Raw genomic sequence first — 19,836 nt, 5'->3', positions numbered from 1 at the left:
TTTACACCCCTTCCTTACACCCTTCCTTAAACTGCTGCCCTTACAGCTGCAGGCTGGTGAGGACGGTGACGCGGGGGTGGGTGTAGTCGTCCATGGCGCTGCGTAGGCCCTCGCGGCCCACGCCGCTGCCTTTCATTCCGCCGTAGGGCATCTGGTCGGCGCGGTACGACGGCACGTCACCGACGATCACCCCGCCCACCTCCAGGATCCGGGCCGCCGCGAAGGCCACGTCGAGGCGGTGGGTGAAGACGCCGGCCTGGAGGCCGTACGCCGAGTCGTTGACGGCGGCGAAGCCTGCGGTGTCGTTCTCCACCCGGTCCACGACGAGCACCGGACCGAAGACCTCCTCGGCGCAGACCTTCGCGCCCTTCGGCACTCCACTGAGGACCGTGGGCGGGTAGGTCGCGCCGTCCCGAAGGCCGCCGGTCTCGACGGTGGCGCCGGCCGCAACCGCCTCGTCCACCCAGGCTTCCACCCGGCGGGCGGCGTCGACGGAGACCAGCGGGCCGACGTCGGTCAGCGGGTCGGTCGGGTCGCCGGTGCGTAGTTCCCGCACGGCCGCGACCAGCCGGGGCAGGAAGCCATCGTAGAGCCACTCGTGCACGTAGACCCGCTGCACCGCGATGCAGGACTGCCCGGCCTGGTAGTTGGCGAAGGTGGCGATCCGCTGCGCCGCAAAGGTCAGATCCTCGTCGCCCGCCCAGTCCTCGCAGATGAGCGCCGCCGCGTTGCCGCCCAGCTCCAGCGTCACGTGCTTCTCCGGCGCCGACCTGCGGATGGCCGCGCCGACCGGCCCGGAGCCGGTGAACGAGACCACCGGCAGCCGGGGATCGGTGACGAGTTCGGTGGCGCGCTCGTTGGGCAGCGGCAGCACCGAGAACATTCCCTCGGGCAGCTCGGTCTCGGCCAGGATCTCGCCGAGCAGCAGCGCCGACAGCGGGGTGGCCGGCGCCGGCTTGACCACGATGGGTGCGCCGACCGCGAGGGCCGGAGCGACCTTGTGCGCCACCAGGTTGAGCGGAAAGTTGAACGGGGTGATGCCCAGCACCGGGCCCCTGGGCACCCGCCGGATCAGAGCGATCCGGCCGGTGGCCGCAGGGTCGGTGTCGAGCCGTTGCAGTTCGCCGGAGAAACGGCGTGCCTCCTCGGCCGCCCAGCGGAAGGTGGAGACCGCCCGACTCACTTCGGCCCGCGCCCACTTGACCGGTTTGCCGTTCTCGGCGGTGATCAGGGCGGCGACCTCCTCGGCCCGCTCGGCGAGCCGGCGCGAGACGTGGTCCAGGGCCGCCGCGCGAGCGTGGGCGGGCAGGCCGGCCGCCGTCGCGGCCACCTCGGCCGCCGCCGCCACGGCCGATTCGACCTGGGCGGCGGTGGCGAGGGTGGTACGACCGACCGGACGACCGTCGTACGGGTGGTGGACGGTCACTTCGCCGGATCCGTGGGTACGACGGCCGGCGACGAAGAACGGGGTGGGCTCCACGTTCCGCAGCCTAAACTCACGGCGAAGTTGACAGGCAGTTATGCGACAGCGGCCCGTAGCGGGTCTGCGCCGCACCGGTGAGCAACGCCCAGTACCGGTCGCCGTAGGACCAGTGCCACCACTCGGTCGGATAGTTCACCAAACCTGCGCCGGCCAGCGCGGTCACCAGGATCCGCCGGTGCCGGCGGGCCCGGGCGGAGATCGACGACGCGGCGGTGAAACAGGCGTTCCCACTGGCTTCGGGGGTGGCATCCACGACGGTGCCCATGTCCAGTTCGGCGCCGTCGTCGGTGCAGAGCGTCAGGTCCACCGCCCCGCCGGTGCTGTGCGGTGCCACCTCGACCGGCGAGACGAACTTGGTGGTCTCCCGGTACACCCGTTCCGGCGACCAGTCCGGGTGGCGGCGGCGCAACTCGTTCCGGTAGCCGGTGAAGATGTCCAGCTGCGCCTGGTACGGCCGGTACCCCTCGATGACCAGCAGGCGCAGGCCGCCGGGCAGGGCGCGCTGCGCGGCCAGCAATCGCTCCACCACCCCCCGGCGCAGCCGCGCGTACGCCCCGGCCGGGTCGGCGACCCGATCGTCCAACCGCAGCTCGGGCAGATCGCGCAGGTCCACCAGGGGTTCCCCGTCGTCGGCACCGGGTACCGCCGCGACTCGTGGGTCACCGAGCAGGATCACTGCGGGACCCCCTGGCCGGTCGGACGATCAGCGTGCCGGGCGAAGGCCAACGCGACCAGCCGGTCCACGATCTCCCGGTAGCCGACGCCGGCCGCCGCCCACACCTTCGGGTACATCGAGTGCGCGGTGAATCCCGGCATGGTGTTCAACTCGTTGACATACAGCTCGTTGGCGGCCTCGTCGTACAGGAAGTCGACCCGGGCCAGCCCCCAGCCGCCGATGGCCACGAACGCGCGTACCGACAGCTCACGAATCCGCTCGGCGACCTCGTCGGGCAGCAGGGCCGGCACCACCATCGGATCGTCGTCGCCCAGATACTTCTGCCGGTAGTCGAACCAGCCCCCGGTGACGCGGACCTCGCCGACCGCCGACGCCTGCGGGTCGGCGCCGCCGAGCACCCCGCACTCCAGTTCCCGGCCGGTCACCCCCTGCTCCACCACGACCAGGTCGTCGTGCCGCAGCGCCTCGTCGACCGCCGCGGTCAGGTCGTCCCCGTCGGCCACCCGACTGATGCCGATCGAGGAACCCATCCGGGCCGGCTTGACGAACAGCGGCCGGCGCAGCCCCACCACCAGCTTCTCGGGATCCTCGCTGGCCCGGTAGGTCTGCGCGTCGAACCAGACGTACGGCGTGATCGGCACCCCTTCGGCCCGCAGCGCCCGTTTCATCGCCACCTTGTCCATCCCGACGGCCGAGGCGAGGATCCCGCACCCCACGTACGGCACGCCGAGGGATTCGAGCAGTCCCTGCACCACCCCGTCCTCCCCGAACGGGCCGTGCAGCACCGGAAAGACCACGTCCAGCTCGGCGTGCACCGCACCCGGCCCGTCGACGGCGGTGACGAGCGCGATCGCCGACCGTCGGCCGGCCCGCAGCTCCACGATCGGCCCGGTCACCACCAGCCGGTCGTCGATGGCCCGCCTTGGCGCGCTGCTGTCGAGAATCCGGGCCAGCGTCTCGTCCGGCACGAGCCGCAGCTCGCGGTCGCGGGTGATGCCGATGGCCACCACGTGGTACCCGTTCCCGGTCAGCGCCCGGGCCACACCGAGCGCCGAGGCGCAGGAGACCTCGTGCTCCGCTGACGGGCCGCCGAACAACACGCCGACCCGCAGCGGCCCACTCCGACCACCCTCACCCCGCGACGCTGGGTCGTTCGTCCGACTCACGCTCACGCTGCCACCTCTTCCCTCATCCGGGCGGCGGTCGCCAACCGGGCGACCAGCTCCGCATCCACGTTTCCGCCGGTCAGCACCACGCCGACCGTTCGCTGCCGCCCGCCGTCGATCGGGCCCGACGCATCGCCGGCCGCGAGTCGCAGTGCGCCGGCCAGGCCGGCCGCGCCGGACGGTTCGACCAGCACCTTCAGCTCCAGCAGGAGCAGCTGGAACGCGTCGGCGATCTCCTCCTCCGTCACCCGGATCACCCGGCGCAGCCGGTCCCGCACGATGGCGAAGGGCAGCTCACCCACGCAGGCCGGCCGGAGTCCGTCGGCGATCGTCGGGGCCGGTCGGACCGGGGTCGGTCGACCGGCGGCCAGGCTGCGGGCCAGCGAGTCGCAGCCGACCGGTTCCACCCCGTACACCTCGATCGGTCGGCCGGCCGCGGCCAGGCAGGCACCGGCCACGCCGCCGCCCCCGCCGACCGGCAGCACCAGCACATCCACCGGGCTGCCGGCCCGCTCCGCGTCCTCGATCAGCTCAAGGCTGGCGCTGCCCTGCCCGGCGACCACGTCCGGGTGGTCGTACGCGTCGACGACCGGGTGGCCGGTCTCGTCGCTGATCCGGCTGGCCACGGCCAACCGTTCGGCGACCGTGGTGCCGGCGAGGACCACGCGGGCTCCGGCCGCCCGGACTCGGGCGATCTTGGTCGGTGCCGCGTCGACCGGGAGCACGACGGTGGCGGCCAGTTCGTACCGCCGGGCGGCCAGCGCCACCGCCACCGCGTGGTTTCCGGTGCTCTGCGCGACCACCCCGCGGTGTCCGGCCGCGGCGAGCCGGCCCACCGCGTACAGCCCGCCGCGCATCTTGTACGAGCCACCGGTCTGCAGGTTCTCCGCCTTCAGCAACACCCGGGCGCCGGCCAGCCGGTCGATCGCCGGGGAGCACAGCAGCGGGGTACGCAGGACCCGGACGTCGAGCCATCGCGCAGCCGCTGTCACATCGACCTCTGTGCCGGCCGATCCGGGTGGATCTGTGCGGGACATGTCGTCTCCTTCGTCGAGTCGTTCGGCGGTGCGTCGTCCGGCCGGATAGCGGTACGCCCCTTGGGCAGGTCGAACAGCCACCCCGCCCGAACCGCCAGCAGCACCCGGTGCACGCCCAGGCTGAGCGCCAGCACCAGGACGGTGAGTGAGAACGGATAGCCGAGGGAGAGCGCCAACCGGGCGGGGTCGCTCAGGTTGGCGATCGGGTCGGCGACCAGCCGGTGCAGCAGTGCCAGCACCGGCATGTGGATCACGTAGATGGGCAGCGTCTGGCGCCCGAGGGCGGCGAAGGGCTGGCCGATCGCGGGCCGGCGCACGAGTCGGACCGCGACAGCGATCCCGAACGCGACGGCGACCACCGACACCAGCGGCCCCACCCCGGGCAGCCGGCCGGTGCCGGTCGCCGTCACGGCCACCAGCACCACGGCGTACGCGACCGCCGCCAGCAGCAGGCGCTGAAGGCTCACCGCCCGCGCCCAGCGCTCGACGTACCGCCGCAGGTGCAGGCCGGCGAGGAAGAACACCAGGTTCTGGTAGAGCCCCGCCCGGTTGCCCGGAGTGTCGAGCAGCCCGGCCGACGCCACGGCGTTGAGCACACCCGCAGCGACCAGCAACACCGCCGGGTGGACCCGGCGCAGCGTCTTGGCCAGGGTGAAGTAGAGCGCCAGCGCGTACAGGTACCAGAGGTTGGACGGGGTGACGGTCAGCTGGATCAGCAGCTCTCCCGGGCCGGTCGCCCGCTCGGTCGGGAAGTCCGGGGCGAGGGCCAGCACGGCGGTGTGGATCAGTAGCCAGACGCCGTACAGGTAGAGCAGGCGGGCGACCCGGGAGCGGCCGACCGATCGCCACGGCCGATGCACGGCGGCCGCCGCGAACATCCCGGAGATGGTGAAGAACAGCGGCATCCGCATCGGCAGCAGTAGCTCGCCCAGCGTCCCCCAGGCGCCCGCCACCGGCACGTCCAGCCGCCAGTCGAGCTGGAGATAGTTCTTCATGATCACGTGCCAGAGCAGGACCAACACGATGCAGCCGCCCTTGGCGACGTCCGCCCAGGCCAGCCGACCATCGGCCGTACCGCTGCCGGCGCTCGAAGCGCTGCTGCCCGACGGGCCAACGGTCGTGGCCGGCGGCGCGGTCGCGTGGCCGTGGGTGGTCATGGCGCTCTCCTCTTCGTCGCCTTCCGGGCATGCCGAGGGCCGGGTCGCCGCGGTTCGCGGTCCCGTGTCGGGGTGATCGGTCGTGAGTCCTGGCCGGGTCAGGGTGCGTCGGGTAGCTGGACGTCCACCCGCAGCCCGCCGTACTCGGCCGGCCGGGCGGCGATCAGACCGTCGTGCGCCTGGGTGATCGAGCGGGCGATGGCCAGGCCGAGGCCGGCTCCGCCGGCCTGGTTGGTGCGGTCACGGGCCAGGCGACGGAACGGCTCGAAGAGCCCGGCCACCGCCTCGGCCGGCACCACCTGGCCGGTGTTGACCACGGTCAGCGCCGGGTTGTCACCGACCGTGACGGCGATCGTGCCACCGGGCCGGTTGTACTTGATCGCGTTCTCGACCAGGTTGGTCACCAGGCGTTCCAGCAGCACCCGTTCGCCCATGACGATCCGGGGCGCGAGGTGGCTCTGCACGGTCACCCCGGCCGCCGTGGCCCGGTCCTGATGGGCGGCGAGCACGGTGCCGACGATCTCGTCGAGCCGCTGTGGCAGGCGGGCACGCAACCCCTGGTCGCTTTCGCTGAGCGCGAGCAGCCCCTCGATGAGCCGCTCGTTACGCTCGTTGGTCGCCAGCAGTTGGCTGGTCAGCAGCTCGAGCTGCTCGCCGGTGAGCGACTGGGCCATGCCGACCTCGATCAGCGTCCGCTGCACCGCGAGCGGCGTACGCAACTCGTGTGAGGCGTTCGCGGCGAACCGCCGTTGCCCCTCGTACCCGGCGGCGATGCGCTCCATCATCTCGTCGAGGGACCGGGCGAGCCGGGCGAGTTCGTCGTTGCCGCGCGGCCGGATGCGGTAGCCGAGGTTCTGCGGCCCGACGTGCGCGATCGGCCCGGCGAGATCATGCACCGGACGCAGGCACCACACGGCCGCGACCCAGATGCCGACCATCGCGAGCACGAGAACGGCCAGCGGGGCGAGCCCGACGACAAGCTCCCCGACGTCGGGTGCCGCCCGGCAGACCAGGCTGGAGGCGACCAGCCCCCGATCGCAGAGATTCCGGCCCCACCACCACAGCTCGCCGACGGCCAACCTGGTCAGCTCCGGCGCGGCGTACCCGACGAGCAGCGTGAGCACACCGACCAGCACGATGCGTCGGCGCGGAGTCACGCCGGGTCACCGATCCGGTAGCCGGCCCGGGGAACGGTGTGGATGACCTGCGGTTGGCCGAGCTTCTTGCGCAGCGTCATCACGGTCACCCGGACGACGTTGGTGAACGGGTCGGCGAACTCGTCCCACGCCTGTTCGAGCAGGTCCTCCGCGCTGACCACCCGGCCTTCGGCACGCATCAGCACGTGCAGCACGGCGAACTCCTTGGGGCTCAGGTTGACCGGGTGCCCGTCCCGCCGGACGACGTGCCGGGCCACGTCCAACTCCACGCCGTGCTGCTGCAGCACCGGCGGCAGCGCCGGCGCGGAGCGCCGGCCCAGGGCCTGCACCCGGGCAACCAGCTCGGCGAAGGCGAACGGCTTGGTCAGGTAGTCGTCGGCGCCCAGCCCGAGGCCCTCCACCCGGTCCCGGATACCGGCGGCAGCGGTGAGCAGCAACACCCGGGTGCCCGTGCCGGAGTCGGTCAGGTTACGGCACACCTCGTCGCCGGTCTGCCCGGGCATGTCCCGATCCAGCACCGCCACGTCGTAGCGGTTCACCCCGATCCGTTCCAACGCGCCGTCGCCGTCGTAGCAGACGTCGACCGCCATCGAGAGGCGACGCAACCCCTCGGCGACCGTGTCCGCCAGCAACCGTTCGTCGTCCGCCACCAGCACCCGCACCGTGTCCGCTCCCCGTTCTCCGTCGTCGTCGGCCATACGTTCTCAGGCAGGGGTTAAGGATTCCGTAAGCGCCTGCCGCGCAGTGTGCTGGTCAGCACCAGCAGCAGCGCGATCAGGAACATGGCCGTGCCGATCACGTTGACCTGCGGCGGGATGCCCCGCTGGGCAGCGCCCCAGACGTACATCGGAAACGTGACGGTGGTGCCGGAGTTGAAGTTCGTGATGATGAAGTCGTCGAAGCTGAGCGAGAAGGCCAGCAGGGCGGCGGCGACGATGCCGGGCAGCACCAGCGGCAGGGTGATCCGCCGGAACGTCTGCCACTCGCTGGCGTACAGGTCCATCGCGGCCTCCTCCAGCCGCCGGTCCATCCCGGCCAGCCGCGCCTTCACCGTCACCACCACGAACGACAGGCAGAACATCACGTGCGCGACGACGATGGCCCAGAAGCCCAGCGGCACCCCACCGGCAACGAACAGGGCGAGCAGCGAGGTGCCCATCACCAGTTCCGGCGCCGCCATCGGCAGGAAGATCAGCACGTTCAAGCCCGACCGACCGCGGAACCGATGCCGGGCCAGAGCGAACGCCATCAGGGTGCCGAGCGTGGTGGCGACCACGGTGGCGACGAAGCCGATCTGCACGCTGCGCAGCACCGCCTCGCACATCTCCGAGGTGGCGCACGGGTTGCGCCAGTTGTCGAAGGTGAACTCGTGGAAGTCGTACGACAAGCGGTGGGCGGGCCGGTTGACCGAGAGCGCGGCGACCACGGCGATCGGCAGGAACAGGTAGCCGAGCACCAGCAGCGCCAGCCCCATCACCCAGTGCCGGGCAAGCCAGCGCCAAATGCTCATAGCAGCTCTTCCGCACCGGCGCGGCGCAGGCAGCCGAAGACCACCGCGAGGGTCGCCGCCATCAGCAGGAGCGACAGCGCCGCGCCCTGTGGGTAGTCCAGCCGGACCAGGAACGCCGAGTCGATGACGTTGCCGATCATGTACTCGTTGGGGGTGCCCAACAGTTCGGCGTTGATGTAGTCACCGGTCGCCGGGATGAAGAACAGCAGGGTGCCGGCGATCAGGCCGGGCATCGACAGCGGCAGGGTGACCCGGCGGAAGGTCTGCCAGGCGTTCGCGTACAGGTCGCGGGACGCCTCCAACAGCCGGTGGTCGAGCCGCTCCAGGTTCGCGTACAGCGGCAGCACCAGGAAGGGCAGGAAGTTGTACGTCAGGCCGAGCACCACCGCGACCGGGGTGGCCAGCAGCCGGCCGTCGGGACCGAGCAGGTGCACGTCGCGCAGCAGTCCGACGACCCAGCCGTTGTCGGACAGGATGGTCTTCCAGGCCAGGGTGCGCACCAGGAAGCTGGTGAACATCGGCGCCACCACGCAGACCAGCAGCAGGTTCTTCCACCGGCCGGCCTTGCACGCGATCGCGTACGCCAGCGGGTAGCCCATCAGCAGCGCCAGCACCAGGGCGCTGCCGGCGTACAGGAACGACCGGCCGAACTGCGGCCAGTACGCCTGCAACGCCGCCGGGTAGTTGCCGAACGCCCAGGTCATCGTGTACCCGGTGGAGAGCGTGTCGTTCGGGTCGTAGAGGCTGGCGGTGGCGAGCTGGACCAGCGGCAGGGCGAAGAAGAGAAACAACCAGGCCGCGCCGGGCAGCAACAGCAGGTACGGCAGGAGCCGGTGCCGCCCCGGGCGGGCAACCGGTGGCGGCTGCCCCGACACGCTGGGTAGGTGCGCGAACGCACTCACGCCGTAGCCACCGGCTCGGTCAGGACCGGCGTGATCCGGTCGTTCTCGTCGGCGCGGCGGCCGAGCAGGAAGGCGTGCCGGGGATTCCAGTAGGCCACTGCCCGGTCACCCGGCCCGTAGCGCCGCTGGGTGCCGCTGTTGGCGACGAAGGCGCTCAGCTCGGTGCCGCCGCCGGCGCGCAACAGATACTGGGTGCTCACTCCGGCATAGGAGGCGTCGGTGATGGTGCCGTCGAGGTACTGGCTGTCCGTGGGCACCTGGTCGACGGAGTCGGCCAGGTGCAGCTTCTCGGGGCGTACTCCCAGGTAGACCGCGCCCCGGTCGGCGCGGGCCCGGGCCGACGGCACCGCGAAGCGCGCGCCGTGCGCGGTGACCAGGATGTCACCACCGTTGTCGCCGGAGACGACACCGGCGATCAGGTTGGACTGGCCGAGGAAGTTGGCCACGAACGCGGTGGCCGGGAATTCGTAGATCTCGGTCGGTGCGCCGAACTGCTCGATCCGGCCGGCATTCATCACCGCGACCGTGTCGGCCATCGTCATGGCCTCCTCCTGGTCGTGGGTGACGTGCAGGAAGGTGATGCCGACCTCGTTCTGGATCCGCTTCAGCTCGATCTGCATCCGGCGGCGCAGCTTGAGGTCGAGCGCACTGAGCGGCTCGTCCAGCAGCAGCACCTGCGGTTGGTTGATCAACGCCCGGGCCAGCGCGACCCGCTGCTGCTCGCCGCCGGAGAGCTGAGCCGGGCGGCGTCGTTCGTAGCCGTCCAACTGCATGAGCGACAGCGCCTGCCGGACCTGCCCGTCGACCGGGCGGATGCCGCGTCGGCGCAGCCCGAAGGCCACGTTCTCGAAGACGTCCAGATGCGGGAAGAGCGCGTAGCTCTGGAACACCGTGTTGACCGGCCGCTTGTGGGGGCGCAGCCGGGCGATGTCCCGGCCGCCGAGCAGCACCTGTCCGCTGGTCGGCTCCTCCAGCCCGGCGACGATCCGCAGGGTGGTGGTCTTGCCACAGCCGGAGGCGCCGAGCAGCGCGAAGAACGAGCCCTGGCCGATGGTCAGGTTCAGGTCGTCGACGGCGGTGAACGCGCCGAACCTCTTGGTGAGATCGACCAGACGCAGATCGCCGGCCGGGACGTCCCGCGCCATCGTCACGCTCCGATCACCTGCTGGAACCTGGTTTCGTACGCGCGCTCCTGCTGCTCGTCCAACGCCATGAAGACCCGGGCCGCGGCGAGGGTGGCGTCGTCCGGGAAGATCAGCGGGTTGACCGCCAGCTCCGGATCGATCTTCGCCATCTCCTCCTGCGCCCCCTGCACCGGGCAAATGTAGTTGACGTACGCGGCGAGCTGGGCGGCGACCGCCGGATCGTAGTAGTGGTTGATCAACGCTTCGGCGTTGGCCCGGTGGGTCGCCTTCTTCGGTACCAGCATGTTGTCCGACCAGAGCAGCACGCCGGAGTCGGGCACCACGAACCTGATCCGGTCGTCGTCGAAGCCGAGCTGGATGATGTCACCGGACCAACCGATGCAGGCCGCGATGTCGCCCCTGGCCAGGTCGGGTGCGTAGTCGTTCCCGGTGAACCGGCGGATCTGCCCGGCGGCGACGGCCCTGCGCAGCTTGTCGAGCGCAGCGTCGAACTGCGCCTCGGTGAAGGCGGCCGGGTCGTGGCCGTTGGACAGCAACAGCAGCCCCATGGTGTCGCGCATCTCGCTCAACACGGTCACCCTGCCCTTCAGGTCGGGGCGGGTGAGCAGCTCGTCGACGCCGCGAATCTCCTTCGTGACCCGGCCGTTGTACGCCAGCCCCGCCAGGCCCGCCTGCCACGGCACGGCGAAGTCGTTGCCCACGTCGAGGGGGCGATCGCGCAGTGACGGCAGCAGGTTGGCCTCGACGTTGGGTAGGTTGGCCGGGTCGAGCTTCTGGATCCAGCCCAACCGGATCATCCGGGCCGCCATCCAGTCGGAGAGGACCATGAGGTCCCGCCCGGTGCTCTGGCAGGTGGAAAGCTGGTACTGCACCTTGCCGAAGAACTCGTTGTTGTCGTTGATGTCCTCGGTGTAGGTCACCTGGATGCCGGTGGCGCTGACGAAACTGTCCAGGGAGGGGCGCTTCGACTCGTCGTCCACGTCCAGGTACTGCGGCCAGTTGGAGAAGGCCAGCTTCTTCTCCGTATCGGACAGGTCCTCGCTCACGCACCCGGCCCCGGTCTGTTGGGCGGCGGGGATGCCACAGCCGGCGCCACCGGTGGCGAGCAGCGCGGCCACGCCGACGGTCCCGGTGAGCAGACCACGCCGGGTGAGGGGCCGCAGGGCACGCCGCATGTCATGACTCCTAACCGACTATCGCCGGCAGGACATGCTGCCCGGGCCTGACCGCTCGATCAACTCCGTAACACCGAAACGGCGGCATCAACGCGGACGCGACCCCGCCATTACGCCGGAACGGGGTTGGTCAACGGCCGATCTGGCGCGGGGCGGCGACGAAGGCGCGCCAGGCGTCGGGGGTGAAGGTCAGGGTGCCGCCGTCGCGGTCCTTGCTGTCGCGCACCAGGACCCGGCCGGGCAGGTTGTCGGCCACCTCGACGCAGTCGCCGCCATTGTTGCTGCTGCGGGTGGCGGTGCGCCAGCGGGCGCCGGTCATCTCCATGTCGTCGCCACTTCCCTGATCAGCTCGATGGACCGGCGACGGGGCAGCGCCTCACCGGTGACGCTCTCCCATCTCGTATTGAGGCTAGCAAGATCGGCACGCTCGGTCACCACCTGACCGCGCAGTTGGTTGTCGAGGTAGGCCGCCTCGGACCCGTCCGGCGTGCGGGCCAGCACGAACGGCCCGGCCAGGCCGGTGTGCCACGGGTTTTCTGCCGGGATCACCCGCACCTGCACGTGCTCCCGCTCGCCCAGGTCGGCCAGGTGGGTCAACTGCCCGGCCATCACCGCCCGGTCGCCGCCCACCTGGCGGCGCAACACCACCTCGTCGATCACCGTGATCAACTGGAGCGGGACGTCGCGCTCAAGCACCCGCTGCCGCGCCAACCGCCCGGCGACGACCTCCTCCACCTCCGTGGGCGACAGCAGGCCGCCGGTGGCCAGCACGGCTCGGGCGTACGCCTCGGTCTGAAGCAGACCCGGCACGAGCAATGGCTGGTACGACCGGATCGACTTGGCCTTCTGTTCCAGATCCGCCCACTCCTGGAACCAGGGCAGGTCCCGCCGCCGGAACGGTTCCGGCCAGAGCTTCTTGGCCTCGCACCCGAGGACCGTGGCGACGGCGATCCGGGTCCGTGGATGCGGGATCCGATCGTCGGTCAGCCACCGGCCCGCCGTCTTCGGGTCGACCCCGACCTTCGCCGCCAACGACTCGGCGGTCTCGCCCTTGTCCGCCATCGCCAACCGGAGTATTTCGTTCACCGTCGACCTCTCCCGATGGACATCACCCTCCGCCGCACGCTAGCCACTCTGAGTGGCGCTTGCCGCCTCGCGCCGGCGTGTCGCCGCCGAGACTGTTTCGCCATATCCGAGGTGCGCCACAGAGGCCCCCGAAACGCCCCGAACACGCCCCGGGCGGCCACTGCCGCCGGACGACCGGCCCCGGCAAGCCCCACCCCTGGCGACCGCCGACGGCCAGTCGACGTGATGCCCGACGGCCAGTCGACGTGATGCGAGGCTCAGCACCTCACTGCCGCCGAGGACCAGGCCGGTCAGCTCGTACCCGGCGGCGCTCGCTCCTGTTGCCCCTGTCGAGCTGAACCGTTAACGCCATCACACGATGACCCCGGGGCTGGTGGCCTCCGAGATCAACGCACCGCCCCGCCAGCACCGCACCCAACCCGACGGACCGACCGCTCGTCATTGCCCCGCCAAACGCCCCGACCCGTTCGCGCCTTCAGCTCGACACGGCCAGCCCCACCACACGCCCCGACCCACTCCCGCCCTCAGCTCGACACGGCCAGCCCCACCACACGCCCCGACCCACTCCCGCCCTCAGCTCGACAGAGCCAGCCCCGCCAAAGGGCCCACCGAGAGACGGTGAGAAGCGGGGCGGGGTCAGTGCGGTGGGGGGATGACGCGGAGGTGACCGCGGCGGGAGGTGGCCGGCATGTTCGGCGGCTGGTTCTGGTCGTCCTGAGGCGGACGGGGGGTCGGGCGGGCCGCCTCCCGGACCGCTTCGGCCAGCGCCACCAGGTCGTCGGTGGTGGGCGGCGGCGGTTCGAACTCGCCCTCGTGCCGGACCACCTCCCACCCCCGAGGGGCGGTGAGGCTGCGCGCGTGGGGCTCGCAGAGGTCGTACGTGTGTGGCTCGGCGAAGGCTGCCAGCGGGCCCACCACGGCGGTTGACTCGTTGTAGACATAGGTCAGCGTCGCGACCGCTTGCCGGGGGCAGCCGTTACGGGAGCAGCGCCGTGGTGACCTCACGGGCGCAGGGTATCTCCATTACCGGGTCGGGCGCACTGGTTCGCGTTGCGACACGCCCGTATGAGTGATCACATTCTCGCCGCCACGGCGCGGCTCGCCGTGGTTCCGAGCTGTTGTGGCCCCGTCCCGCCCGGGGGCTACCCTTTGCCTCATGACGATCCCGGACAACCGCCGCCCCGGAGTCAACCGGCGGGTGCATCGCGATCGCCACGGTCGCGGCCTGCGCGGGCGGCTGGTGCCGGCAACCGTGCCGCTGGCGCGTACCAAGGCGGAGATCTTCGACGATCTCGTGCTGGACACCGTCGAGACGCTCGAACGCCGGTTCGCCAAGGAGCTGGCCGGGGTGGAGTTCGCCGTCGAGGACGTCCCGCCTGAACTGAACGTCTACGACTCGGACGTGCTCGAGGACGGCGAGGTGCCGTTGGCCCGGCTGCTTCCGGGCCGGCCCGGCCGCCAGGAGTTGCCGCCCCGGATCGTGCTGTACCGGCGGCCGCTGGAGTTCCGGGCCATGGATCGGGAGGATCTCGCCGACCTGGTGCACGACGTGATCATTGAGCAGGTGGCGAACCTGCTCGGCGTGGACCCGGACGAGTTGGCCTGAGGCCGCCTCCGGCGGCACGCCTCGTCGGGCAGGGCGGTCCCCCAACCGCCCCGGCCCGACGAATCAGGCTGCCTGGCGCTTCAGTCGGCGCCGTTCCCGCTCGGAGAGCCCACCCCAGATACCGAACCGCTCGTCCTGGCCGAGGGCGTACTCGAGACATTCCGTCTTGACCTCGCACCGCGAGCAGATCCGCTTTGCTTCCCGGGTCGAGCCGCCCTTCTCGGGAAAGAACGCTTCCGGGTCGGTCTGCGAGCACAGCGCCCGCTCCTGCCACTCCGGCGCGTTCCCGAGCAGGTCGGCCGCCTCGAGCTGGCCGTCCATCAATTGCCTCCTTGTCGCGCACCGGCGTCATCGCCGCTGCAACCCCCCACGCGAAAGGCGTGTTTGTCCGTCCGGACCCGTTTTGCTGCGTTCCGTGCGAACAACCCCATTCAAATTACACGCGTGTAATGCGTGCGCCGTCAAGCCAAACTTGATATTGGAGTCGCCCTCCCGACACGCGCCCGGACGATTGGCCCGGACCACCCCGTCTCGCCTTGCCCTATCGATTCAGACCCCGGCCGAGTAACGCCCTCCCCGGCGAGTTGCCGGAGTTTTCTCCCGTGGCGGAGCGCCCCACCGGCACGGTAGGACCCGGCACCAACCCCCGGGAGAGCCACCCGTCAAGATCCGTTGATCTTGAGCCGCAAGATTAACCCGCCTTCGCCGGCCCTGCTCGCCGAGCGGGGGCACAACGACCGCGTCCCGCCCACATAGTGGACGGGACGCGGTCGTCGGCGGGCCTCGCCGGTCAGTCGGCAGCCGGATATGCGCTGGTGGGCCAAATGAATTCGGCGACTACGCCGCCGGCTACGGTGACCGCGCCGACCGGCGTGTCGGCGTCCCACCAAACGGTATAGAAGCCGGCGGCAAGGTCTGGATAGACCGCACTGTGGAAGGTGCCGTCGCGAACCTGACGCTCCCGCACCGCGGCATGCGTACGCGGCTCGCCCGCCCGGTCGGCCCGGCTCACCTCGATCTCCCGGCCGAGCAACTGTCGCCCGGTATGGATGATCAGGGCACCGGTGTCGCCACCCACGTTGAGCAGCACCGTCCCGCTACCCGTCGGCCCGTAGGCGTGCGAGTGCTCGGTCACGCTCCCGTCTCCGACTCAGGCCTGTGCCGGCGGGTTGTTGAACCCGTCGTAGGGCGTACCGAGGAACGGGAAGTTGCGCAGGAAGGGCGCGGTCACGTCCGCCTCGGTCAGCCCCGGGGTCACTGCCGCCGCCGCGTCGTCCGGTGTGAATTTCTGTCCACCAGCGGCACGGTCAGCCCCGCGATGGCCCGCAACGCGATGGTCACCACGTCATCGGTGACTCGGCGCCCGTTCGGGTATCCCGCCAGATCGCCGCCGAGCACCCCCAGCCGGTTCGGGCGGCGAGCCGGCGGGATGGCCGTGTTCAGCCGCAGCATGTCGGCCTGGACGTCACCGGTGGCGTTGCTGAAACCGTTGATCAATCCCTCCGGAATGCCGGTGAGCAGGATGGCGACCAGGTCGGCCCGGGCCTTCTTCGACCTGTTCAGCTTGGCGAGGTTGTCGAAGACCCCCGGATAGAGCACCGGCAGCAGGGCGGCCAGTTCCGGCTGTTCGACGAACTTCGCGAACCGTTTGTCCTCCGTCGGCGGCAGGGTGTTCCACAGATCCTTCTGCGCCATCGGCACGATGACCTCGTTGAACAACGGGTTGCCCAACCGCGACACCTGAGTGAAGGGCCCGGCGTCGGTGTCGCCCGCCGCCCTGTCCCCGAGCACCTTCACCTGGCGGCGGGACGCCGACGTCCACACCCCGATCACCGAGGCCGGCTCCTGCCAGTGGTAGCGGTTGGCCCGCCGCCGCACCTTGTTCAGCGGCACCTGCAGGGCGAGGCTGTGCACGTTCATCCGGTCGAGGGCATTGACCGGCTCGCCGGCATTTCGGAAAAGCTTTCGCCCGGCCACGTGCAGCTGCTGGAAGGGCCGCAGCGTGCCGAGGTCGAAGATCGCGCCGAGGTCGACGTAGAAGCCGTCCGCACGCTGCCCGGCGAAGACCTTCTCCCCGGTGGAGAGCGAAAAGGTGGCCTGACGGACCAGGTCGTCGTAGCGCGGGATGGAGAGCCGACCGACGTTGCTCGGCGGGCAGGGCAGCTTGCGGGCCAACAGCCGCGTCCGGCCGTCGGCGATCCGGGTCAGGCTGTAGAACTGTCGCCGGTTCCAGTTCTCGCTCTCCAGCAACTCGATCGGGCCGGTGTTGTAGAGGAAGCTGTTCGGGTTGGTGATTTCGGTGGTGAACTCGAAGCGGTAGGTGACCTCCGGCTCGCCGTCGCCGTTGTTGTCGATGTGGATCTCGTACCGCACGTCGTCACCGAACTCGAAGAAATTCGGCCCACCCGAGGGCAGCTGCAAAGGTACGTAGTTGGCGATCAACGTCATCGTGTCCGGCTTGTTCGGGGTGACGAAGGCGTAGAGGTCCGACGAATCGGCGACCGGATCCTTGGCGATCTCCGGCGCCTCACGATGTGAAGACATGGCGAATCCACCTCACTGGGCGAAATGGTGAATTGGATAGCTGGCCGGCCACCGAGAGCCGGGGCCGGGCCAGGGGCGGGGCGGAGCGGGCCGGAAAGCTAACGCCGCGCGGCCTTGCGCAGCCGGTCCGCCAGGCCCTTGTCACGCACCTGGAGGCGGGACTCGCCGACGAACACGTCCATCGTGCCGTTCCGGGCGTCGCGCAGATGCACGATGATCGTCTCGTCCGGACCGGCGGCCGCGCCCTTGTCGCCATCGCCAGCGGCAGACAGACCGGGCACGGCGAGCGCAGCGGCGCCGAGGGTGGCGCTGGCCGCGGCCGTCAACGTCTGTCGGCGGGTAAGTTTCGGCCAGCGCCGCTTACGCGTCTCAGTTCTCATGGCAACCTTTCCGGCGGCGCGCGCACGCGCCCGCGATGGCGGGCAGGGGTCGGGACGACGGCCGCCGGCCCCCGCGAGGGTGACCGGCGGCGGTCCTCGCCGCTACCGCCGCCGGCATCGACAGGTACGGCTGCCGTCCGGCGAAGGTTCGACGCTACGCGGCGACGTGACCGTACGCAGTCGTACGCCTACGCGCTGGCCGTCCCGCCGCCGCCGCGATCGCCCGCAGCTGCTCCTCGGTACGCGCCGAGCCGTTGTCCGAACCCGCCATCCGCGAAATGGTCTCCTCCATCAACGTGCCGCCCAGGTCGTTGCAGCCGCTGCGCAGCATCTCGGCGGTGCCCTCGTCGCCCAGCTTCACCCACGAGCACTGGATGTTGTCGATCCGGCCGTGCAGCAGCACCCGGGCCATCGCGTGCACCGCCCGGTTCTCCCGCCAGGTCGGACCGGGCCGGGCGATGCCGGCAAGGTAGATCGGGGCGTTGGTGTGCACGAACGGCAACGCCACGAACTCGGTGAACCCGCCGGTGCGGTCCTGCACGCCGGCCAGCACCCGGAAGTGCGCCAGCCACTGCCCGGGATGGTCCACGTGGCCGTACATCATCGTGGAGCTGGACCGGATGCCCAGCTCGTGGGCCGTGCTGACCACCTCGACCCAGGCGGCGGTCGGCAACTTGCCCTTGGTCAGCACCCAGCGCACCTCGTCGTCGAGAATCTCCGCCGCGGTGCCCGGAATGGTGTCCAGCCCCGCGTCGCGCAGCCCGGTCAACCACTCCCGCACCGACACGCCGGCCTTCGCCGCGGCGGTGGCGATCTCCATGGGCGAGAAAGCGTGCACGTGCATCTGCGGCACCCGAGTCTTGATCGCGCGGATCAGCTCGGCGTAGACGGTCACCGGCAGCTTCGGGTCGATGCCGCCCTGGATGCAGACCTCGCCGGCACCGGCCGCCCACGCCTCCTCGGCCCGGTCGGCGACCTGCTCCACCGACAACCGGTACGCGTCGGCATCGCGTTCCCGTTGCGCGAAGGCACAGAAGCGGCACCCCACGTAACACACGTTGCTGAAGTTGATATTGCGGTTCACCACGTAGGTGACGTCGTCGCCGACGGCGTCCCGGCGCAGCTCGTCGGCCGTGCGGCACAGCTCGTCCAGCGCCGCGCCGTCCGCCGCGAACAGCGCCAGCGCGGCGTCGGCATGCCGGGGTTCCAGCAGCGCCGACGGATCCTCGGCGGCCAGCCGCAGGCCGGCCCGCAGGTCGGCGTCGCCGATTCCGACGCTCGCCTGCCGGCCGATCTTCCCGGCGACCTCGGACCAGTCGCCGTACACGTGGTCGAAGTCGCCCCGCCGATCCTTTGTACGCCCCGTGGTGTCGATGGTGACGTGCAGGTCGGTACGCCCGCCGTACGTCTCGTCGGGCTCCTGCCACGGCCGTCCCACCGGCCGGGCCGCCTCCACGGCCAGCCCGGTCTCCGGATCGGCCAGCGCACCGACGTGCGGCAGCAGGCGCGGATCCAGCCAGGGCTCGCCGGCCCGGACGTACTCCGGGTAGATGGTCAGCCGCTCGCGCAGCGTGAACCCGGCCGCGGCGGTACGGGCCGCCAACTCGTCGAGCTGCGGCCAGGGACGCTCCGGGTTGACGTGGTCCGGGGTCACCGGCGAGACCCCGCCCCAGTCGTCGATGCCGGCCCGCAGCAACAGGTCGTACTCGCCGGCGATCAGGTTCGGCGGCGCCTGGATGCGGGCCTTCGGCCCGAGCAGCACCCGGGCCACCGCCACGGTGGCGGCGAGGTCGTGCAGCTCGGCGTCGGGCATCCCGCGCATCGCGGTGTCCGGCTTGGCCCGGAAGTTCTGCACGATCACCTCCTGGAGGTGGCCGTACTCCCGCATGGCCCGCCGGATCGCGAAGATCGCGTCCACCCGCTCGGCGTGGGTCTCGCCGATGCCGATCAGGATGCCCGTGGTGAACGGCACACCGACCCGGCCGGCGTCGTCGAGCACCCGCAACCGCACCGCCGGCTCCTTGTCCGGCGAGCCGTAGTGCGGGCCGCCCGGCTCCGACCAGAGCCGCGTCGCCGTGGTCTCCAGCATCATCCCCATGCTGGGCGCGACCGGCTTGAGCCGATGCAGCTCCGACCAGGAGAGCACGCCAGGGTTCAGGTGCGGCAGCAGGCCGGTCTCCTCCAGCACCGCGACCGCGCAGGCCCGCAGGTAGTCCAGGGTGGACTCGTACCCCCGCTCGTCCAGCCACCGCCGGGCCGCCGGCCAGCGCTCCTCGGGCCGGTCGCCGAGGGTGAACAGCGCCTCCTTGCACCCCTGGGCCGCACCGGCGCGCGCGATGGCCAGCACCTCGTCGCGGTCGAGGAACGCCGCCGGCAACCGGTGCGGCACGGTGGCGAACGTGCAGTAGTGGCAACGGTCCCGGCACAACCGGGTCAACGGGATGAAGACCTTTTTGGAGTACGTCACCACGCCCGGTCGGCCGGCGTCCCGCAGGCCGGCGTCGCGGATCGCTCCGGCGATGTCGAACAGCTGTTCCAGTGCCGCGCCCCGGGCGGTCAGCAGCGCCGACGCCTCGCCGACGTCGATCGCCCGCCCGGTGGCGGCCCGGTGCAACGCTCGCCGCACACCTGCCTCGTTCAGCGCCGGCTCGCTCCGATCAACCATTCGTCCAGCCTATGCGCTACCGCCCGGCCCACAATCGGCCCGTGCGCGGTCGCCCTCGATACGGGATTTCGCGGTCAGCTCAAGTCGATGCGCTGGGTGGCGTCGCCGCCGGCGCCGGCGCGCGGAATGGCCTGGGTCGGCTCGGCA

General features: G+C 70.9%; 19 protein-coding genes and 1 pseudogene. 1 reads left to right on the top strand and 19 read right to left on the bottom strand.

Annotation, left to right across the window (positions count from 1 at the left end):
• Positions 1-40 precede the first annotated feature (40 nt).
• The 14 genes from Vqi01_RS10580 to Vqi01_RS10520 all read right to left on the bottom strand — a co-directional run bounded on the left by Vqi01_RS10580 (position 41) and on the right by Vqi01_RS10520 (position 13,499).
• Positions 41-1,480 carry an aldehyde dehydrogenase family protein gene (locus Vqi01_RS10580; protein WP_204034562.1) on the bottom strand — a complete coding sequence of 480 codons (1,440 nt, stop codon included), beginning with the start codon at positions 1,478-1,480 and terminating at the stop codon, positions 41-43.
• A 16-nt stretch (positions 1,481-1,496) separates the two neighbouring features.
• Positions 1,497-2,159 (bottom strand): M15 family metallopeptidase, encoded by a 663-nt coding sequence (locus Vqi01_RS10575; RefSeq protein WP_204034561.1) that lies wholly within the window; start codon positions 2,157-2,159, stop codon positions 1,497-1,499.
• The gene (locus Vqi01_RS10570) at positions 2,156-3,331 is read right to left on the bottom strand and encodes a D-alanine--D-alanine ligase family protein (protein ID WP_239098308.1); all 1,176 of its coding nucleotides are present in this window, start codon (positions 3,329-3,331) and stop codon (positions 2,156-2,158) included. Before Vqi01_RS10570 ends, Vqi01_RS10575 begins: the two co-directional genes overlap by 4 nt.
• Complete coding sequence (locus Vqi01_RS30675; protein ID WP_239098307.1) at positions 3,328-4,362, bottom strand: threonine ammonia-lyase; 1,035 nt, start codon at positions 4,360-4,362, stop codon at positions 3,328-3,330. Before Vqi01_RS30675 ends, Vqi01_RS10570 begins: the two co-directional genes overlap by 4 nt.
• Positions 4,314-5,519, bottom strand: a complete 1,206-nt coding sequence (locus Vqi01_RS30670) for an acyltransferase family protein (protein WP_239098306.1) — start codon at positions 5,517-5,519, stop codon at positions 4,314-4,316. The genes Vqi01_RS30675 and Vqi01_RS30670 overlap by 49 nt, the downstream gene beginning before the upstream one ends.
• A gap of 98 nt (positions 5,520-5,617) precedes the next feature.
• Positions 5,618-6,676, bottom strand: a complete 1,059-nt coding sequence (locus Vqi01_RS10560; RefSeq protein ID WP_204034560.1) for a HAMP domain-containing sensor histidine kinase — start codon at positions 6,674-6,676, stop codon at positions 5,618-5,620.
• Complete coding sequence (locus Vqi01_RS10555; RefSeq protein WP_204034639.1) at positions 6,673-7,338, bottom strand: response regulator transcription factor; 666 nt, start codon at positions 7,336-7,338, stop codon at positions 6,673-6,675. The genes Vqi01_RS10560 and Vqi01_RS10555 overlap by 4 nt, the downstream gene beginning before the upstream one ends.
• Before the next feature lie 53 nt (positions 7,339-7,391).
• Positions 7,392-8,186 (bottom strand): ABC transporter permease, encoded by a 795-nt coding sequence (locus Vqi01_RS10550; RefSeq protein WP_204034559.1) that lies wholly within the window; start codon positions 8,184-8,186, stop codon positions 7,392-7,394.
• Complete coding sequence (locus Vqi01_RS10545) at positions 8,183-9,088, bottom strand: ABC transporter permease (protein ID WP_204034558.1); 906 nt, start codon at positions 9,086-9,088, stop codon at positions 8,183-8,185. The genes Vqi01_RS10550 and Vqi01_RS10545 overlap by 4 nt, the downstream gene beginning before the upstream one ends.
• On the bottom strand, positions 9,085-10,233 hold the full coding sequence (locus Vqi01_RS10540; protein ID WP_204034638.1) for an ABC transporter ATP-binding protein: 1,149 nt from the start codon (positions 10,231-10,233) through the stop codon (positions 9,085-9,087). The genes Vqi01_RS10545 and Vqi01_RS10540 overlap by 4 nt, the downstream gene beginning before the upstream one ends.
• 2 nt (positions 10,234-10,235) lie before the next feature.
• Complete coding sequence (locus Vqi01_RS10535; RefSeq protein ID WP_204034557.1) at positions 10,236-11,408, bottom strand: polyamine ABC transporter substrate-binding protein; 1,173 nt, start codon at positions 11,406-11,408, stop codon at positions 10,236-10,238.
• A 130-nt stretch (positions 11,409-11,538) separates the two neighbouring features.
• Positions 11,539-11,733, bottom strand: coding sequence for a DUF397 domain-containing protein (locus Vqi01_RS10530; protein WP_204034556.1), 195 nt, complete (start codon positions 11,731-11,733; stop codon positions 11,539-11,541).
• Positions 11,724-12,494: a helix-turn-helix domain-containing protein gene (locus tag Vqi01_RS10525; RefSeq protein ID WP_204034555.1), complete on the bottom strand. Its 771-nt coding sequence runs from the start codon at positions 12,492-12,494 to the stop codon at positions 11,724-11,726. The genes Vqi01_RS10530 and Vqi01_RS10525 overlap by 10 nt, the downstream gene beginning before the upstream one ends.
• Positions 12,495-13,130: 636 nt before the next feature.
• Positions 13,131-13,499: a DUF3499 domain-containing protein gene (locus tag Vqi01_RS10520; RefSeq protein WP_204034554.1), complete on the bottom strand. Its 369-nt coding sequence runs from the start codon at positions 13,497-13,499 to the stop codon at positions 13,131-13,133.
• 151 nt (positions 13,500-13,650) lie between these two features.
• On the opposite strand from Vqi01_RS10520, the gene Vqi01_RS10515 reads away from it, so the two are divergent.
• Entirely contained in the window at positions 13,651-14,100 is a 450-nt protein-coding gene (locus Vqi01_RS10515; protein WP_204034553.1) for a metallopeptidase family protein, read from the top strand.
• 63 nt (positions 14,101-14,163) lie between these two features.
• Here the strand turns inward: Vqi01_RS10515 and Vqi01_RS10510 are convergent, their stop codons facing one another.
• The 5 genes and pseudogenes from Vqi01_RS10510 to Vqi01_RS10490 form a co-directional block, all read right to left on the bottom strand.
• A complete protein-coding gene (locus Vqi01_RS10510; RefSeq protein WP_204034552.1) occupies positions 14,164-14,421 on the bottom strand; it encodes a WhiB family transcriptional regulator in 258 nt (85 codons plus the stop codon).
• Between the two features lie 469 nt (positions 14,422-14,890).
• Positions 14,891-15,235 (bottom strand): phospholipase, encoded by a 345-nt coding sequence (locus tag Vqi01_RS10505; protein ID WP_204034551.1) that lies wholly within the window; start codon positions 15,233-15,235, stop codon positions 14,891-14,893.
• Positions 15,236-15,250: 15 nt separating this feature from the next.
• A pseudogene (locus Vqi01_RS10500) lies at positions 15,251-16,644 on the bottom strand (DUF4331 domain-containing protein).
• Between the two features lie 98 nt (positions 16,645-16,742).
• Positions 16,743-17,024 (bottom strand): hypothetical protein, encoded by a 282-nt coding sequence (locus tag Vqi01_RS10495; protein WP_204034550.1) that lies wholly within the window; start codon positions 17,022-17,024, stop codon positions 16,743-16,745.
• A 154-nt stretch (positions 17,025-17,178) separates the two neighbouring features.
• Entirely contained in the window at positions 17,179-19,689 is a 2,511-nt protein-coding gene (locus Vqi01_RS10490; protein WP_204034549.1) for a bifunctional FO biosynthesis protein CofGH, read from the bottom strand.
• Positions 19,690-19,836: the final 147 nt, after the last annotated feature.

Origin of the sequence: Micromonospora qiuiae, assembly GCF_016863555.1 — a bacterium.
GTDB classification, from domain to species: Bacteria; Actinomycetota; Actinomycetes; order Mycobacteriales; family Micromonosporaceae; genus Micromonospora; species Micromonospora qiuiae.
The sequence above is the reverse complement of the archived record's forward strand: the minus strand, read 5'-3'. Positions and strand labels throughout refer to the sequence as shown.

What these genes read in the sequence shown, in the direction of transcription:
- Vqi01_RS30675 (WP_239098307.1), bottom strand. Translation starts at nt 4,362, where the DNA reads ATGTCCCGCACAGATCCACCCGGATCGGCCGGCACAGAGGTCGATGTG.
- Vqi01_RS30670 (WP_239098306.1), bottom strand. Translation starts at nt 5,519, where the DNA reads ATGACCACCCACGGCCACGCGACCGCGCCGCCGGCCACGACCGTTGGC.
- Vqi01_RS10550 (WP_204034559.1), bottom strand. Translation starts at nt 8,186, where the DNA reads ATGAGCATTTGGCGCTGGCTTGCCCGGCACTGGGTGATGGGGCTGGCG.
- Vqi01_RS10540 (WP_204034638.1), bottom strand. Translation starts at nt 10,233, where the DNA reads ATGGCGCGGGACGTCCCGGCCGGCGATCTGCGTCTGGTCGATCTCACC.
- Vqi01_RS10535 (WP_204034557.1), bottom strand. Translation starts at nt 11,408, where the DNA reads ATGCGGCGTGCCCTGCGGCCCCTCACCCGGCGTGGTCTGCTCACCGGG.
- Vqi01_RS10530 (WP_204034556.1), bottom strand. Translation starts at nt 11,733, where the DNA reads ATGGAGATGACCGGCGCCCGCTGGCGCACCGCCACCCGCAGCAGCAAC.
- Vqi01_RS10515 (WP_204034553.1), top strand. Translation starts at nt 13,651, where the DNA reads ATGACGATCCCGGACAACCGCCGCCCCGGAGTCAACCGGCGGGTGCAT.
- Vqi01_RS10510 (WP_204034552.1), bottom strand. Translation starts at nt 14,421, where the DNA reads ATGGACGGCCAGCTCGAGGCGGCCGACCTGCTCGGGAACGCGCCGGAG.
- Vqi01_RS10495 (WP_204034550.1), bottom strand. Translation starts at nt 17,024, where the DNA reads ATGAGAACTGAGACGCGTAAGCGGCGCTGGCCGAAACTTACCCGCCGA.
- Vqi01_RS10490 (WP_204034549.1), bottom strand. Translation starts at nt 19,689, where the DNA reads ATGGTTGATCGGAGCGAGCCGGCGCTGAACGAGGCAGGTGTGCGGCGA.